Raw genomic sequence first — 17281 nt, 5'->3', positions numbered from 1 at the left:
TTTCACTTTTTTGACCGCTTACAATTCAGAGCCAATACCAATATAGAATTTCACACCTTTATCGTTACTTGGAGAACGGACAGGTGTGGCAATATCAAATTTTATTGTGCCGATAGGCGATGCCCATCGTACTCCTGCCCCTGCGCCGGCATGCAAGTTTTTACCACTATAACTCTTCGCTGCCATACCCGTATCGTAAAATAGCGCTCCCCACCAATTAGGATAGACTTGATATTGATATTCCGCTGTCGCGGTAAACAAATGCGAACCACCAATCAGATTACCCTCTAGATCAACGGGTGAAATCGTTTTATAACCAAAGCCACGCACACTGAGATCCCCCCCCGCAAAATAGCGTAGTGATGGCGGAATGCGGGGAAATTCGTCTGCCTCTAGATAGCCTATTTCTGCGCGTAAATAAACACGGTGCTTATCAGCAAAGGTGCGTAACCACGCGGAACTCGCCTTTACACTATAAAAGTTCACATCAGAACCCCAAAGTTTACTCCCCACGTTTACCGTTAGTTTTTGAGAATCCCCCCAAAGTGGAAAACGATTTCCGTCAGTGCGCGTACGATTAATTGAAGCAGTAGGATAAAGCAGCAAAGTTCTAAATTTATCGCTGCCTTGTTCAAAAGAATCAAAGCGTGCTTTTAAGCCCAATGAAAATGCCCAGCCTGTTTCATGATTCCAAAAGCGTTGGAAACCTAAATGCGCAGCGGTAGTTTTGGTATCATTTTGGTCTTCATGTTCAAGCCCGCCAGAAAATTGGTAATAATATTGTAAAGGATGCGCTTTAACTGGAATATTATAGCCAAATTCAAAGGTTTGCTCTGGTTTAGAAATGTACGTATTTGTTTCTAGACTATGTCCACGACTATTAATCCATGGTTTTTTCCAATTAAGCTGCAAACGGGGACCGACATCACTGGCATAGCCTACCCCAATCTCCATTTCATTTTTTTTTCTTGGCTGTAGCAATATATTTAAATCCACTGTTTTGCGTTGTTCTTGGATTTCAGGCTCAATAAGAACCGAGCTAAACCAACCACTAGAGGAAAACTCACTGGAAAGCTTGGTGAGATCGTTAAGATGATAGTGATCACTGCTTTGAATACGTAAAATATTACGCAAATAATCTTCACGAATTTGACTATTAGTAAACGTAATCTCGCCATAACGATAACGCTCACCACTATCATAGCCTAAACGCCAATCTGCACTATGATCACGAGGATAGACTTCTAAACGGTGATAACGCCAGTTTGCATCTAAATAACCTTTGCTTTGTGCTAATTTTTCCACACTGCTTTTAAAATCATCATAGACTTCATGATTTAACACATCCCCTTTACTAGCGGTTTCTGTGAGGAGTAATTTCTGAAAATCCTCATCTTGTGCTAATTCACCTTGTACTTGAATATCGGTCTCATCAACTAATACAGGCTGTTTGTCTAATGTAATGAATAGATGCAAAAGATCTTTTTGTGGGCGAGGTCTTGGAGTTAAAGAGAAATGATATTGAGTGTTGTAATAACCTAAAGCACGCAATGCTTTATCCACGGTTTGTTGCACACGCTCTTGATAACGCTCTGAGCCATCTGCTTCATCATTACTAACTTGAGAGAGATAAATACGAACATTGTTATACAGCTCGCTACCCTTATCTAGACCTTCCATTTTTAATAATACGGTCTGTTCTGCCACTGACACACTAGAGAGTAGCAATAAGGTGAAAAAATGTAGTTTAGTTTTCATCATCTTAAAAAAATACAAGCGGTTGAAATTATGACATTTTCTGCAAAATTATCCGACCGCTTGAAAGTTGATTTGTTCAGGATTATTTTAGCCAGCGCATCGGGTTTACCGCAGCGCCTTTACGACGAATCTCAAAATAAAGTGCAGCTCTACTTTGTCCTCCTGAGTTCCCCACATTAGCAATAGTTTGCCCAGCAGAAACTCGCGCACCTTTTCGCACTGCTAACGATTGGTTATAGCCATACAGCGACATATCGCCATTACCATGGTCAATGACAACAACTTGCCCATAACCTTGTAACCAATCTGACAAAATCACGCGCCCAGCTGCAATTGCTCTCACTGGTGTACCCGCGCCCGCTTGAATAACGATACCACTCCATTTCAGTTCACCCATCTGAGTTGAGCCAAAAGTGTTAATAATTTTTCCCGAAACTGGCATCGCATACTTACCGCTGCCTAAGCCATTACCACTGCGTGTTTCTGCTTGAACTTGTTCACGCACCCTTGCGCGAACCTCTTGTTTCTCTTTTTCAGTCGCTTTGCCTTTTTGTTCCGATGCTTTACGTTGCTCTAATCTCGCGAGTTCTTGTTTTTCTCGTTCTTGCGCTTGTCTTTTTGCTTGTTGAGCAGCTTCGTTCTCCGCTCTTGCCAATTGATTGCGTAATGCAGCTTCGTTCGCTTTTAATGCATCTAAACGGCTCTGTTCTTGGTCAAGCGTTTTATCAATCGCTTTGATAGTATTCTCTCTATCACGCTTTACTTTCTGTAACTCTTGCTCTTGCTTTTTTTGAGCATTTAACTGGGTTTGTTGCCCTGATTGCTGCCCCTTTAATTCGTCACGACGCACCTTCAACTCTGCCTGCGTACGTCTTAAATCATAAATCGCATCAATACGTACTTGATTGATATGCTCATAATAGGCTTCCATTCGATCGGCATCTTTGGCGCTCTCTGACAATAAGCGTTCTAAAACAGAGGGGTGAATACCAGAACGATAGGCAGAATCAAGCTGTTGCTTCAATTTCTCTTTTTGCTCTTTTTCTTGTTTTTCTAACCGCTTGATCTCTTGCTCTGTACGGCTAATAGTTTGACGAATTTCACTTAGGGTCATTTCTGTTTTTTTTAAGTTTTTCGACACATTGCCTAACTCAATTTCTTGTGACTTTAGAGTAGATTGCAAACTATTGCGCTTTTTCTTTTGCTCAGCAATTTTATTCGCTTGCTGTTTAATCTCTTGCTGTAATTTAGCTTGCTGCTGAGAAAGGTTATTTGCTGTAGCAAAAGGGACAAATAATGCGGTGATGCCAAACAACACCATAAAAGAAACAAATTTTTTCACTATCGCCAACTTTGAATCATAAACCCATAAAATTTCAGTATTCTAATGATTTATACATAAAATGACTATAAAAAATCGTGTTATAAAACGAAAAAAGGCAGGATAATTCCTGCCTTTTTGAAAACGAAAATAAAAAATTAACGTTTTGAGTATTGTGGACGACGACGTGCTTTGTGTAAACCCACTTTTTTACGTTCAACGCGACGAGCGTCACGGGTAACGAAGCCTGCTGCACGAAGTGCTGGGCGAAGTGATTCGTCGTATTCGATCAATGCACGAGTAATACCGTGACGGATTGCACCTGCTTGACCAGAGATACCACCACCTTTAACTGTGATGTATAAGTCTAATTTGTCAGTTAATTCAACCAATTCTAACGGCTGACGTACAATCATACGCGCTGTCTCACGACCGAAGTAAACTTCTAAAGAACGTTGGTTGATAGTGATGTTACCAGAACCCGGTTTGATAAATACACGGGCTGAAGAGCTTTTGCGGCGACCTGTGCCGTAGTTTTGATTTGCTGCTGTCATTGTTATGCTCCGTGAATTAGATATCTAAAACTTGTGGTTGTTGTGCTTGGTGGTTGTGCTCTGCACCTGCGTAAACTTTTAATTTACGGAACATTTCACGACCAAGTGGACCTTTCGGTAACATACCTTTCACTGCGATTTCAATTACAGCTTCTGGACGACGAGCAATCATTTCTTTGAAGGTTGCATCTTTGATACCACCTACATAGCCAGTGTGCCAGTAGTAGATTTTATCTTCTGCTTTTTTACCTGTTACAGCAACTTTGTCTGCGTTGATCACGATGACGTAATCACCGGTATCTACGTGCGGAGTGTACTCAGGTTTGTGTTTACCACGAAGACGGCGTGCTAACTCAGTCGCTAAACGACCTAAAGTTTTACCCGTCGCATCTACTACGTACCAGTCACGTTGTACTGTTTCTGGTTTTGCTACAAAAGTTTTCATTAATTAAATACCAAAATTTAAAGTTTAAACCCAATATCCTTTGAGGATATTACCTTTGCGGTTGAATTTGACCCCTTCGAGTCTGATTCAGACCAAACTTGTATGGCGGGAAAACCACACAAAAACAGGGTGGCGGAATTATACAGATTTAAAGGAAAAATGCTAATCTTTTTTATGACTTTTTGTATTTTTGAGAAACATATCAAATTTTACCCGCTTGTTCTGATAATTTTCTTCTCATTAAAATCAGAAAATGGTAAAAAAAGCTATTTTTCACTGACTACAACAAGGAGTGCTTATGCAATGGTCAAATGAAATGTGGACAGCTGTTATTGTCGCTTTTTTTGTCGGCGCTGTCGTGGGGTATTTAATTCTGCTAACTACTAATGCTAACGCCAAAAAGCAGCAAAAATTAGAAGTTGATTTGAAAGCTGCTACACAGCAAATTAATGAACAGAAACAACATCTTGAAAAACATTTTGAACAATCTGCCCAGCTGCTGGCAACCATCGCTGAAGACTATAAGAAGTTGTATAGCCACTTAGCACAAAGTTCACAAACATTATTACCAGAAGCTGCAGATAAGTTAGAATTTTTCCAACAAGCCCAGCTTGAAAATACACAAGCTGAAGCGGTAACTACAGCACAACAAACAGCATCCGAAACACTCAGTGATGATACTGCTACTGAAACAGAAGCAACCGAGAAAACTAGTCACACATCAAATGAGCAAACTCCACCAAAAGATTATACTGAAGGCTCTTCTGGTATTTTAAAATCCTAATGGCTAAGGCGACTTAATAAAGCAAATAGTGGATAAAACACACAATGTTTTACCCACTATTTTTTGTCTATATATCTAAAAGATACTATCTATTTTAGAATGGAATATCATCATCAAAATTATTCATCGCAGGCTCTGCTTGTGGCGCAGGTTTTGCTGCTTGGCGTTGTGGTGCTGTTTGTGCATAATCGCCATTATAGCCGCCTTGGTTATAATTCATCTGAGCTGGGGCTTGATTCCAACCGCCCTGACTGCCACCAAAATCCCCACCTTGACTATTACGACTATCCAGCATCTGCATCACATCGCCTTGGATTTCTGTGGTATAGCGGTCTTGACCATTTTGATCCTGCCATTTACGGGTTCTTAAACGCCCTTCTACATAGACTTTTGAACCTTTACGCAGATATTGCCCGCAAATTTCTGCTTGACGACGATAAAACACGATACGATGCCATTCTGTGATTTCACGACGTTCGCCTGTATTTTTATCTGTCCAACTTTCTGATGTTGCTACACTAATATTCGCCACTGCTTCGCCATTTGGCATTGTGCGCATTTCAGGATCATTACCTAAATTGCCAACAATGATGACTTTATTTACACCTGCCATAAAAATTCCTCTTAAATAGGTTACAAAAAATTGTCGCGGATTATGCCTTAATTTCCCCAAAATGTCATCTACTCAACTGAAATTTTGTACAGCGTTTCTTTATTTTGGGATGCAGTTCAAAAAATCGTAATATTTCGCCTTATTTTTGCAAAATTTCAGCTAAAACAGGGCGCTTACTTAAACTGATATTTTGTACAGTGAATAAATTGTGCGATAATAGCAAAATTTATTTCAACTAAACAATAACTATGCAAACTATCGATGTACGTGGGGCACGAACCCACAATTTAAAAAATATCAACGTTATTCTTCCGCGTGATAAATTTATTGTGATCACAGGGCTTTCTGGTTCGGGTAAATCCTCTTTGGCGTTTGATACCCTCTATGCCGAAGGGCAACGCCGTTATGTTGAATCGCTCTCCCCTTATGCTCGCCAATTTTTATCGCTCATGGAAAAGCCCGATGTAGATCATATTGAAGGGCTTTCACCTGCTATTTCTATTGAACAAAAATCCACTTCGCACAACCCTCGTTCAACGGTGGGGACTGTTACCGAAATTCACGATTATTTACGTCTGTTATTTGCGCGTGTGGGTGAACCTCGCTGCCCTGATCACGATTTACCGCTTGCAGCACAAACCATTTCACAGATGGTGGACAGAGTATTAGAAGAGCCCGAAGGCAAACGCTTAATGTTACTTGCCCCAGTTGTGAAAGAACGTAAAGGTGAACACGTTAAATTATTGGAAAATCTGCAAGCAAACGGTTATTTAAGAGCTAGAATTGATGGTGAAATTTGCGACTTATCTGACCCTCCAGCCTTAGAATTACAGAAAAAACATACCATTGAAGTGGTCGTAGATCGTTTTAAAGTTCGTGCGGATATTGCCACTCGTTTAGCAGAATCCTTTGAAACGGCATTAGATTTATCCGGTTCAACAGCCATCATTGCCGATATGGACGACAATCAAGCCGAAGAGTTAGTTTTTTCTTCTAGTTTTGCTTGTACTGAGTGTGGTTATTCGCTCAGTGAATTAGAGCCTCGTCTTTTCTCCTTTAACAATCCAGCTGGTGCTTGTCCAAGCTGCGATGGCTTAGGTGTAGAACAATTTTTTGATGAACGCAAAGTGGTACAAAATCCTGATGTATCACTGCCAAATGGTGCAATCAAAGGCTGGGATAAACGTAGTTTCTACTATTTTGGACAACTTAAAGCCCTTGCGGCACATTATGATTTTGATATTGAGCAACCCTTTGCTAAATTGCCGAGAAAAATTCAGCAAATTATTCTCCATGGCTCAAAAGAAGAGATTGAATTTACCTATATCAACGATCGTGGCGATAAAGTCGTACGTAAACACCCTTTTGAAGGCGTACTCAACAATATGGCTCGTCGCTATCGGGAAACCAATTCACAATCGGCACAAGAAGAGCTAGCAAAATATATCAATACTCGTCCTTGTTTAAGCTGTGAGGGGTCACGCCTACGCCGTGAAGCCCGTCACGTCTTTATTGAACAAACCAACTTACCCGCCATCGCCGAGAAAAGTATTGGTGAGGCGATGACATTCTTTGAAAATCTGCAATTAAGCGGACAACGTGCACAAATTGCCGAGAAAATTTTAAAAGAAATTCGTGAACGTTTATCGTTCTTAGTAAATGTCGGCTTAAATTATCTTTCTCTTTCTCGCTCAGCTGAAACCCTTTCGGGCGGTGAAGCACAGCGTATTCGCCTTGCCAGCCAAATCGGAGCTGGGCTTGTGGGAGTGATGTATGTGTTGGACGAACCGTCCATCGGCTTACACCAAAGAGACAACGAACGTTTGCTTAAAACATTGGAGCATCTGCGTAATTTAGGGAATACCGTGATTGTGGTAGAACACGATGAAGATGCGATTCGTGCGGCGGATCATATCGTAGATATCGGGCCAGGCGCAGGGGTACACGGCGGACAAATCATTGCCGAAGGGACTGCCGAGCAAATTATGCAAAATCCAAATTCTATTACTGGGAAATTCCTATCAGGTGCAGAAAAAATTGAGATCCCGACCGCTCGCACGCCACGAGATCTGAAAAAAATGCTCACCCTTAAAGGGGCGACAGGTAACAACCTCAAAAATGTGGATCTAGAAATCCCCGTAGGTTTGTTTACCTGTATCACTGGTGTATCAGGCTCAGGCAAATCTACTCTCATCAACGATACCCTTTTCCCTATCGCTCAAAATGCCCTAAACCGTGCAGAAAATAAAGACTTCGCTCCGTATAAATCGATTGATGGCTTGGCACACTTTGACAAAGTGATCGACATCGATCAAAGCCCTATTGGGCGTACGCCTCGCTCTAATCCAGCCACTTACACAGGCTTATTCACCCCAATTCGTGAGTTGTTTGCTGGCACACAAGAATCAAGAGCAAGAGGCTACAACGTGGGGCGATTTAGCTTTAACGTGCGTGGTGGGCGTTGTGAAGCCTGTCAAGGTGATGGCGTGTTAAAAGTAGAAATGCACTTTTTACCCGATGTGTATGTTCCTTGTGATCAATGTAAAGGCAAACGTTACAACCGTGAAACCTTAGAAATTCGCTACAAAGGCAAAACCATTCACCAAGTATTAGAAATGACAGTGGAAGAAGCTCGAGAGTTTTTTGATGCAATTCCTGCCCTTGCTCGTAAATTACAAACCTTAATGGACGTAGGGCTGTCTTATATTCGCTTGGGGCAATCCTCTACCACTCTTTCAGGCGGTGAAGCACAACGGGTTAAACTGGCTGCAGAACTTTCTAAACGAGATACAGGCAAAACACTCTATATTTTAGATGAACCGACCACAGGTTTACATTTTGCAGATATTAAACAACTTTTAAGCGTATTACACCGCTTGCGTGATCAAGGTAATACTATCGTAGTGATTGAGCATAATTTAGATGTCATCAAAACCGCAGACTGGATTGTGGATTTAGGTCCTGAAGGCGGTGCTGGTGGTGGACAAATTATTGCTTTTGGTACGCCCGAAGATGTGGCAAAAAGCAAAGTGTCGCATACCGCGAGATTTTTGGAAGCCATTTTGGCTAAAGGATAAAAACAAACGGTCAATTTTGCATAAAAATTTCGATATTATGTAGCAGTTACGCAAAGATTTCCTTTTTGTTTCTGCTACTTTTTTCTTATCTGTAATAACGAAAGTATCGTAGTATCAAAAAGTACAACAAGCATCTATTGCGTACTTTTGATAGCGGTATCAGGTATGTCAATCAAAGTATTCTCTGAAAAAACAAAGGTACGCTATTGTTCTGTTCCAAACTATTTGCATGCAAGAAAAATCAAGTAATGAAGTTGTAATAAAATTGCAAACGCTTTAGGCGTTAAGTTAAATTGACGCAAAAAATAGGCTCTGTTGGATGACTCACGCACAATTCCAGCGAATTACGCCTCCAAATTATGTTATCTACCGATAATACTGTTTTAATGAATTGGATAAATAAAAATGATGGAAAATAAGTTGCTTTTAGAAAAGTTAAAACAATTAAAAGAAGTGGATAACGCTCTTTCATTTGATAATCAAAATCCTGATATTTACCGTAAAAGAGCATTAGTTTTTCAAGAACTAGGTTGTGATTCTCTTGCTCAATATGACAATCGAATTTGTGCTTATTTAGAAAATAGAATAGATATCGAACATTATAATCGAAATTATCAAGCGGTGATTTCTAAAGATTATTTTGCAAAAATTTACCAATCTGAATCTCATACTCATTATTACGAAATATTCTTCGATATATTGCAAAACGATAATGCTTTACTAAAAGAAAAAATAGATCCTATCCATTTTGCATTAAGAAGCGGCAATGCCACATTATTAGGATTATTCAATCTTGCGTTAAGAGATTGTAATGATGCAATGCGATACCTTGCTGATTTCAAAGAAGAACATGCTATTGCTACCCTTAATAAAGCCTTACTCTTGCTATTAACTGGGGATTATGAAAATGGTTGGAAACTATATGAAAGCCGCTGGGAGACTAATTACAAAACATTTAAAAATCCCATAATCCTTCCAAAGCCCAAATGGCAAGGTGAATCACTCAATGCAGAAAGTCGTTTACTTATTCACTCAGAACAAGGTATCGGTGATAATATTCAATTTGTTCGCTATGCGATTTATCTTAAACAGCAAGGCGTAAATGTTTTAGTTTGGAATAATGAACATATTAATGACTTTCTAACGGCTAATTTAGCAGAATACGGAATACCTACAGCAAAATTTGGTGACATTGTACAATTTACTCATTGGGTTAGTATGATGAGTTTACCCCATTTATGTCAAACTACATTAGAGAATATTCCCTTGACTGCAAAATATCTCAAAGCATTATCTGGCTATTTGCAAAAATGGAAAGAAAAATTACCGCTTGTACCTAATAAAATGAAAATTGGTATTGTATGGCGTGGCGGATCTAAAACTGATACAGATAAAATTCGTAGTATCCCATTTTCTCTATTTTCTCAGTTATTTTCATTAAATGCTGAGTTTTATGTATTGCAAAAAGAGGTGCGTAGTGAAGAAGCTGAAAAGTTAAAATGCTATGCGAATGTTCACGATCTTCATGCTGAATTAGAGAGTTTTTCTGATACTTCTGCCATTATTGAACAAATGGATTTAGTTATTTGTGTGGATACTTCTGTTGCCCACCTTGCAGCTGCTATGGGAAAGCCAACTTGGATTCTAATCAATTATAAACCTGATTTTCGTTGGTTACTTAACCGAGAGAATTCTATATGGTATGACAGTGTACAATTATTTAGACAAGAGATAGATTATGACTGGAATAAAGTGATTTGGCAGGTTCACACCTATCTCAAAGAATGTCTTTGTTAGAATACTCTATTGCACTATATATCATACAAAACAAAAAGATTGGTAAAAAGTGGTTCATTATCAAATTGTAGCAATAGAAAAAACTTCAACCTCACTTAAATATTGAAAAGATAACAACCAACTCACTGGCATTAGCAACGACAAAGGCGAAGTGTGGCATTATCAATACAATGCACTTGGGCGAAGAATTTCAAAAGATTGTCCGCAAAAGCAGATTGGGTTGAATGGTGGGGAAAGACCATTTGGCTATGTTGACAATCCTCTTGATTGGGTGGATTTGTTTGGGTTGACTAGTTGCCAGCTTGCTAAAGCAATAGAGAATTCAGGCATCTCTCGCCCTGCTAATTCTACTGCATACCACATTGTGCCTGAGACAGCTAAAACTGCTGAGCCATTCTAGTATAGTGGACAAAATTGAGTTTAATTTCCCGATGAACCAGCCATAGTGGACATTGTTATGTCTGCTATGGCTTTATTTTTAACTACGTTGGCAAATAAAATCCTTTATAAACATCATCTTATGTTCATCAGTTAGTCCCTGATGAGAGGCCAATTTTGCGTTCATCTGTCTAAAAAAATGACTCAACCAGATTCGTGGTATGAGCAACGTCTAGTTCGGGATACCTTTGATAGGCAAATAGATAGTTTATGCTACGTTTTAAACGCCAATAAGCACTTCGTAATCATTTATGTTTAAAGCATCTTAAATTATTTTCCGAACGTTCGTTAAAGTACTCTTTATGCTTATTTAGCCATTGTGATAATGTTTGCTGTAGCGTTTCCAGCATTTGATGTTTAAGAGGGTTATACAGAGATAGCAGCTCTTTTCCTGCCTCTGATTTCGATGATTTTGTTAAATAAAATATCCCGCGTCCGATTTGATGAAAATGGCACATTTGGGTAGGGATATGGAGATAAGCATTTAGTACCCCTCCTCTCCCATCACAGGTAATAGATTGAATTTCAATGCTTTTTTCGATTAATACCGTTAATTTTACCGTATTTTTTGAGATTAGAAGATGAACAGAAAATGCAATTTTTTAGGCATTTTTATAAAAAGTAGGTTAAAGCCTTATATTACAAGGTTTTAACCCACTTTGCAGACTCAATTTTGTCTATTATGCAAAAAATTGCTAAAAATCAAGCGCTTGTTTACTTCATAGTTTAGAGTTCAAAATCGCCAAAATCACTGCTATCTACTTTTGCATCAATCTGACCGACCAAATAAGAACTGACTTCCACTTCTTGTGGTGCTACCTGTACATTATCGGAAACCAGCCATGCATTGATCCACGGAATGGGGTTGGAGCGCGCTTTAAATGGCAATGGTAGCCCAACAGCCTGCATTCGAATATTAGTGATATATTCAATATATTGCACCAAAATATCCCGATTTAGCCCAATCATCGAACCGTCTTTAAATAGGTATTCCGCCCACGCTTTTTCTTGTTCAGCAGCACTTAAAAAAAGCTCGTAGGCCTCTTGGCGACATTCACGTGCAATTTCTGCCATTTCAGGATCATCATTGCCATAGGTCATAATATTCAATATATGCTGAGTGCCGGTAAGATGTAATGCTTCATCACGTGCAATAAATTTGATGATTTTGGCATTTCCTTCCATAAGCTGCCGTTCCGCAAAGGCAAATGAGCAAGCAAAAGAGACATAAAAACGAATTGCTTCAAGCGCATTCACACTCATCATACAGAGATAAAGTTGTCTTTTTAGACTACGCAAACTGACCTCACAGGCTTTTCCATCAACCTGATAACTGCCTTCACCATACAAACTATAGAGTTGGCTGTCACGAATCAAATCATCATAATAGGCGGAAATATCTTTGGCACGCTTAATAATTTCTTCGTTTGTGACAATATCATCAAATACTATTGATGGATCATTGACAATATTACGGATGATATGTGTGTAAGAACGACTGTGAATTGTTTCGCTAAATGTCCAAGTTTCAATCCAGGTTTCAAGCTCGGGGATAGACACTAATGGCAAAAGCGCCACATTCGGGCTACGCCCTTGAATAGAATCCAACAAGGTTTGGTATTTTAAATTACTGATAAAAATGTGCTTTTCATGTTCAGGCAGTTGGGCATAGTCAATGCGGTCTTGCGACACATCCACTTCTTCCGGTCGCCAGAAAAATGAGAGTTGTTTTTCAATCAGTTTTTCAAAAATTTCGTATTTTTGTTGATCATAACGCGCCACATTCACATTTTGTCCAAAAAACATGGGTTCTTTTAGTTGATCATTTTTATGTTGTGAAAACGTAGTATATGCCATGTTATTCTCCTTTATTTCTGTTCTTATTAAATTTTACAAGCACCACCAGCACAGCCTTCATCTAAGTCGTCTTGCGCATCTTCTGCTCCATCACGGGTATTTTGGTAGTAAAGGGTTTTTAACCCGTATTTATACGCCGTTAATAGATCTTTTAATAATACTTTCATCGGTACTTTAGCTTCTGCAAAGCGGTTTGGGTCGTAATTTGTATTCGCCGAAATCGCTTGGTCAACAAATTTCTGCATAATCCCAACCAAATGCAAATAGCCGTCCATATTAGGAATATCCCAAAGCAGTTCATAGTATGCTTTTAAACGTTCATACTCCGGCACAACCTGCTTTAAAATACCGTCTTTTGATGCTTTAACACTAATATAGCCACGCGGAGGTTCAATTCCGTTGGTGGCATTCGAAATTTGCGACGAAGTCTCCGATGGCATTAAGGCAGTTAAAGTGGAATTACGCAAGCCAAATTGCAGAATATCCTGACGTAGTTGTTCCCAATCATAATGAAGCGGTTCTTGAGTTAATTCATCAATTTCTTTTTTATAAGTATCGATAGGGAGTAACCCTTTGGCATAAGTGGTTTGATCAAAATAAGCACAAGCCCCTTGTTCTTTGGCTAAATTCATCGACGCTTTTAATAAATAATACTGAATCGCTTCAAAGGTACGGTGAGTTAAATTATTAGCACTGCCATCGGAATAACGCACTTGGTTTTTAGCTAAATAGTAAGCATAGTTAATCACGCCTACACCTAATGCGCGACGATTTAATGAGCTGTTACGTGCAGCTAATACCGGATAATCTTGATAATCTAATAGGGCATCTAGCGCACGAACCACTAAATCAGCCAATTCTTCTAACTCATCTAAATTGCTGAGTGTGCCTAAATTAAATGCCGATAATGTACATAATGCGATTTCCCCTTGTTCATCATAAAAATGTGCCAGTGGCTTAGTTGGCAAAGCAATTTCTAAGCAGAGGTTCGATTGGCGTATCGGTGCGACACGAGGATCGAATGGGCTATGCGTATTACAGTGATCGACATTCTGAATATAAATTCGCCCTGTTGAAGCCCGCTCTTGCATCAGTAATGAAAACAATTCCACAGCCTTAACTTTACGTTGCCGAATGCTCGGATCTTGCTCATATTGCAAATAAAGTTGCTCAAATTTAGCTTGATCAGCAAAAAACGCTTCATATAACCCCGGCACATCTGATGGGCTAAATAAACTAATCTCACCGCCTTTAATTAAACGTTGATACATCATTTTATTAATCTGTACCCCGTAATCCATATGGCGAGCACGGTTTTCTTCCACACCACGGTTATTTTTTAATACCATTAAGCTTTCTGCTTCCAAATGCCAAATCGGGAAATACACGGTAGCCGCTCCACCGCGAACACCACCTTGAGAGCAAGACTTTACTGCCGTTTGAAAATGTTTATAAAAGGGGATACAGCCGGTATGAAATGCTTCTCCACCACGAATAGGACTACCTAATGCCCGAATTGCGCCGGCATTAATACCGATCCCAGCACGCTGTGAAACATATTTAACGATTGCAGCAGAGGTTGCATTGATGGAATCTAAGCTATCATCACACTCAATTAACACACAGGAACTAAATTGACGAGTAGGTGTACGCACTCCTGCCATAATTGGTGTTGGCAAAGAAATTTTGAAAGTGGAAGTCGCATCATAAAAACGGCGAATATAATCTAAGCGGCTTGCTGCTGGATACTTAGAAAATAAGCAGGCAGCTACGAGTAAATACAAGAATTGAGCCGATTCATAAATCTCCCCGCTAACACGATTCTGCACTAAATATTTTCCTTCCAACTGTTTTACTGCTGCATAGGAAAACGTCATATCCCGCCAGTGATCAATAAATCCATTCATTGTCTCCCATTCTTCGGGCGTGTAATCGCTCAGCAAATCCGCATCATACTTACCTAGCGCAACTAATTTTTTAACATGCTCATATAAATGCGGTGGCTCAAACTGTCCATAAGCTTTTTTGCGTAAGTGGAAAATCGCCAAGCGTGCTGCCAAATATTGATAATCGGGTGTATCCTTACTAATGAGATCAGCTGCAGCCTTAATAATAGTTTCATGAATATCTGCAGTACGAATACCTTCATAAAATTGAATGTGAGAACGGAGTTCTACTTGTGAAACAGAGACATTCTCTAACCCCTCTGCCGCCCAAGTAATCACACGATGAATTTTATCTAGATTGAGTTGTTCGCGCGTGCCATCACGCTTTGTTACCATTAAACTTTTATTCATAATTAGTCCTATCTCGTAATACCTTACTAAACACCCTATGCGGATGTCTTACCTAAAGTAAAACCAAGATATAGCGTTTAACCATGAAGTTCAATCGGTAAATCTCCCTCTCTACCCTTGACAGGCGATAACCCCTTTATAAATAACCGTATTTTTATAATGGGATAAAATCTACCGCCTGATTTAGCAACAGATTGCATAAATTTCATCTGTTATGATTTTATACAACATACTGGATAAACATTCCCTTTGAATCTATTTGATATTTAGCAAGCAGATGAATTGCACCTATTTTTACAAATTTTAATTTAATTAAATAATATTTTATGCCAGAACAGAAACATCTCTATCAAAAAATAGCACATAATAAATTACTGTAAAAGTATATAGATTCACAGGGTTGTAGAAAGATAACCTATCGATATGTAGTATTTCCCCTGTTCCTAACTAATCCTGATAAAAACTCCCCAGCTTAGTAACTAGGGAGTTTGCTTTTTAAGTTCATGAATAGGGATATTAAAGACAAATTTACCAAACAAATACGTCTAATATAAGATTATATTAATTAAATTGTGATTTAATGTAATCAAAAATTGATTTTGCCATTTCATTAGCTCTTCCTTGTGCTAAGTCTTCTGTCCAAACATCTTTATCAGAATATTTACTACAAAAAGATTTAACTTGCTTAAGATTAGATTTTTGATATAAACTAATTTTATCTTTAAATGATTTACTATCGCATTTACCATTAATTTCACCACCTAACGGTAACAAATTTCCTATACCATCAATCCATTTAGCATTTTTACTTTGGGGCTCTATATGCTCCAATGTTACTTGATCAAACTTAAGTTCTTTTGTATTTGATTCAATCTGCAATTCTACTAGCTCAAATATAAACTTAATAATATCCTTATGTTGAGTAAATGAGTTTGAATATTTTAGCTCCATAAATTTTGTCTCAAACTCTTTTATTGATACACCACCTAATTTTTCTTTTAGCTCATTATTAAAATCCTTAATAACCATGGAGATGGTCTTTTTATCTGTTTCCAGATTAATTAGTCTCGCATATTTTGCATATGTAGTTTCAATTCTTGATCTAAATGGTGTAACAATAAATATAAAATGAAATAGCACCATTTTATATAATAATTCCTTTAGAATCTTAAGAGAAATTAGCTTCTTATTATAAAAACATATAAGAGTAACAATAATTGTCCTGTGAGCTGTTAATTTAAAACTTCTTAACGACATCAATGACTTAAATATATCTTTTTTATCTTGTTCTTTCCAATCTGATTCTTGTGGTGATACGACCCTGACATAAAGTTTAGCAAAAGAAATTATGTCTTCTAAAAACTCTAAGTATGAATTTTCTGTTTGCTCTACATTTTTAAGGAATGATGAGTATATTTTGTGCTCTGCAACAGAATTATATTTAGACATCCAATAATGATGGAAGAATTTAGATAGTGCTATATCATCCTCTCTTGAAATAAGAATCTCTTTTAACTCATTCCATTTGGTTTTGGCTTTATCATCTGGATGCTCTTTATTTAAAACATCAAAAACTTTATTTTTTATTAAATCTATTGTTTCAAGATCTTTTCCTTTTGTATTTAATGTCTCAAATATTTTCTGCGCGTAAATTTCATTATTAACAGTAATATTTATAATGCTAAATCTTAATGCCTGATCCCTAATCACCGTCAGGAATTCCAATTCTCTATTAGGGTGTTTCTTTAAATCTTCCTCAATGGATTTAGAAAAGAATTCGTATGCTTCTTTCAATCTTTTTTCTTCATCTGTTTTAGCTATTCCCTGACGTTGTTTCTCTTTATACTGAATATTTTCCTGAAAAAATGGTTTGGGCGTTTCATTAACTAATTTAAAAAACTCTTTATTTTTCTTATCCCGTCCTTCTATATATCTATAACAAACTTCAGCAAAATCCTTAAAATCAGGATTATTTTTTGATTCACTTAACTTTAATCCAATATGTGTTAAAACAGAAAGAAAAATAGTTAATGTCGTAATCCTTTGCTGTCCATCGATTACTAAAAACTCAGTATCTTTCCCTTCATACCCAACTAAAACAACAGAACCAACAAAATAATCTCTTGTTCGATAATCAGATTCATTTGTTATATCTATTTGCTCTATTAAATCATCCCAAAAAGCCTGGATATGAGTTTCTTTTTCCCAAGAATATTCTCTTTGATATCTTGGTATAATATACTTATAGTTTGGCTCAAGAATAGTTGAAAAAGTCTTGTGATTTGCACTAAATCTCATTTCATCTTTAGACATAAAAATCTCCTATTAAAAGAAATATAA

12 protein-coding genes are annotated in these 17281 nt (G+C 38.0%); 4 read left to right on the top strand and 8 right to left on the bottom strand.

Annotation, left to right across the window (positions count from 1 at the left end):
• Positions 1–18: 18 nt before the first annotated feature.
• From tamA to rplM, 4 genes are all read right to left on the bottom strand, one after another.
• Positions 19–1758 (bottom strand): autotransporter assembly complex protein TamA, encoded by a 1740-nt coding sequence (gene tamA / locus EDC51_RS01230; RefSeq protein WP_131927946.1) that lies wholly within the window; start codon positions 1756–1758, stop codon positions 19–21.
• Positions 1759–1840: 82 nt separating this feature from the next.
• Positions 1841–3109 carry a murein hydrolase activator EnvC gene (envC, locus tag EDC51_RS01225; protein ID WP_025289302.1) on the bottom strand — a complete coding sequence of 423 codons (1269 nt, stop codon included), beginning with the start codon at positions 3107–3109 and terminating at the stop codon, positions 1841–1843.
• Positions 3110–3237: 128 nt separating this feature from the next.
• The gene (gene rpsI / locus EDC51_RS01220) at positions 3238–3633 is read right to left on the bottom strand and encodes a 30S ribosomal protein S9 (RefSeq protein ID WP_015432457.1); all 396 of its coding nucleotides are present in this window, start codon (positions 3631–3633) and stop codon (positions 3238–3240) included.
• A gap of 16 nt (positions 3634–3649) precedes the next feature.
• The gene (gene rplM, locus EDC51_RS01215; RefSeq protein WP_131927945.1) at positions 3650–4078 is read right to left on the bottom strand and encodes a 50S ribosomal protein L13; all 429 of its coding nucleotides are present in this window, start codon (positions 4076–4078) and stop codon (positions 3650–3652) included.
• 298 nt (positions 4079–4376) lie between these two features.
• Between rplM and EDC51_RS01210 the strand changes: the two genes are divergently transcribed.
• Positions 4377–4862 (top strand): Z-ring associated ZapG family protein, encoded by a 486-nt coding sequence (locus EDC51_RS01210; RefSeq protein WP_131927944.1) that lies wholly within the window; start codon positions 4377–4379, stop codon positions 4860–4862.
• 94 nt (positions 4863–4956) lie between these two features.
• Here the strand turns inward: EDC51_RS01210 and EDC51_RS01205 are convergent, their stop codons facing one another.
• Positions 4957–5475: a single-stranded DNA-binding protein gene (locus tag EDC51_RS01205; RefSeq protein WP_131927943.1), complete on the bottom strand. Its 519-nt coding sequence runs from the start codon at positions 5473–5475 to the stop codon at positions 4957–4959.
• Between the two features lie 248 nt (positions 5476–5723).
• Between EDC51_RS01205 and uvrA the strand changes: the two genes are divergently transcribed.
• From uvrA to EDC51_RS01190, 3 genes are all read left to right on the top strand, one after another.
• Positions 5724–8552, top strand: a complete 2829-nt coding sequence (uvrA, locus tag EDC51_RS01200) for an excinuclease ABC subunit UvrA (RefSeq protein ID WP_131927942.1) — start codon at positions 5724–5726, stop codon at positions 8550–8552.
• Positions 8553–8957: 405 nt separating this feature from the next.
• Positions 8958–10349 carry a glycosyltransferase family 9 protein gene (locus tag EDC51_RS01195; protein ID WP_131927941.1) on the top strand — a complete coding sequence of 464 codons (1392 nt, stop codon included), beginning with the start codon at positions 8958–8960 and terminating at the stop codon, positions 10347–10349.
• Between the two features lie 151 nt (positions 10350–10500).
• Positions 10501–10749 carry a hypothetical protein gene (locus tag EDC51_RS01190; protein ID WP_249038449.1) on the top strand — a complete coding sequence of 83 codons (249 nt, stop codon included), beginning with the start codon at positions 10501–10503 and terminating at the stop codon, positions 10747–10749.
• Between the two features lie 764 nt (positions 10750–11513).
• Here EDC51_RS01190 and nrdB read toward each other — a convergent pair.
• The 3 genes from nrdB to EDC51_RS01170 all read right to left on the bottom strand — a co-directional run bounded on the left by nrdB (position 11514) and on the right by EDC51_RS01170 (position 17254).
• Positions 11514–12644 (bottom strand): class Ia ribonucleoside-diphosphate reductase subunit beta, encoded by a 1131-nt coding sequence (nrdB, locus tag EDC51_RS01180; RefSeq protein ID WP_131927939.1) that lies wholly within the window; start codon positions 12642–12644, stop codon positions 11514–11516.
• Between the two features lie 26 nt (positions 12645–12670).
• Positions 12671–14941, bottom strand: coding sequence for a class 1a ribonucleoside-diphosphate reductase subunit alpha (gene nrdA / locus EDC51_RS01175; RefSeq protein ID WP_131927938.1), 2271 nt, complete (start codon positions 14939–14941; stop codon positions 12671–12673).
• Positions 14942–15502: 561 nt separating this feature from the next.
• The gene (locus EDC51_RS01170) at positions 15503–17254 is read right to left on the bottom strand and encodes a DUF262 domain-containing protein (RefSeq protein WP_131927937.1); all 1752 of its coding nucleotides are present in this window, start codon (positions 17252–17254) and stop codon (positions 15503–15505) included.
• Positions 17255–17281 lie beyond the last annotated feature (27 nt).

Origin of the sequence: Bibersteinia trehalosi (assembly GCF_004346205.1) — a bacterium.
Classification (GTDB): Bacteria; Pseudomonadota; Gammaproteobacteria; order Enterobacterales; family Pasteurellaceae; genus Bibersteinia; species Bibersteinia trehalosi.
Note: the sequence above shows the minus strand (reverse complement) of the source record. Positions and strands in the feature narration are given on the sequence as shown.

Coding starts and splice junctions, on each gene's coding strand:
- tamA (WP_131927946.1), bottom strand. CDS start 1,758: ATGAAAACTAAACTACATTTTTTCACCTTATTGCTACTCTCTAGTGTG.
- rpsI (WP_015432457.1), bottom strand. CDS start 3,633: ATGACAGCAGCAAATCAAAACTACGGCACAGGTCGCCGCAAAAGCTCT.
- rplM (WP_131927945.1), bottom strand. CDS start 4,078: ATGAAAACTTTTGTAGCAAAACCAGAAACAGTACAACGTGACTGGTAC.
- EDC51_RS01210 (WP_131927944.1), top strand. CDS start 4,377: ATGCAATGGTCAAATGAAATGTGGACAGCTGTTATTGTCGCTTTTTTT.
- EDC51_RS01205 (WP_131927943.1), bottom strand. CDS start 5,475: ATGGCAGGTGTAAATAAAGTCATCATTGTTGGCAATTTAGGTAATGAT.
- uvrA (WP_131927942.1), top strand. CDS start 5,724: ATGCAAACTATCGATGTACGTGGGGCACGAACCCACAATTTAAAAAAT.
- EDC51_RS01195 (WP_131927941.1), top strand. CDS start 8,958: ATGATGGAAAATAAGTTGCTTTTAGAAAAGTTAAAACAATTAAAAGAA.
- nrdB (WP_131927939.1), bottom strand. CDS start 12,644: ATGGCATATACTACGTTTTCACAACATAAAAATGATCAACTAAAAGAA.
- nrdA (WP_131927938.1), bottom strand. CDS start 14,941: ATGAATAAAAGTTTAATGGTAACAAAGCGTGATGGCACGCGCGAACAA.
- EDC51_RS01170 (WP_131927937.1), bottom strand. CDS start 17,254: ATGTCTAAAGATGAAATGAGATTTAGTGCAAATCACAAGACTTTTTCA.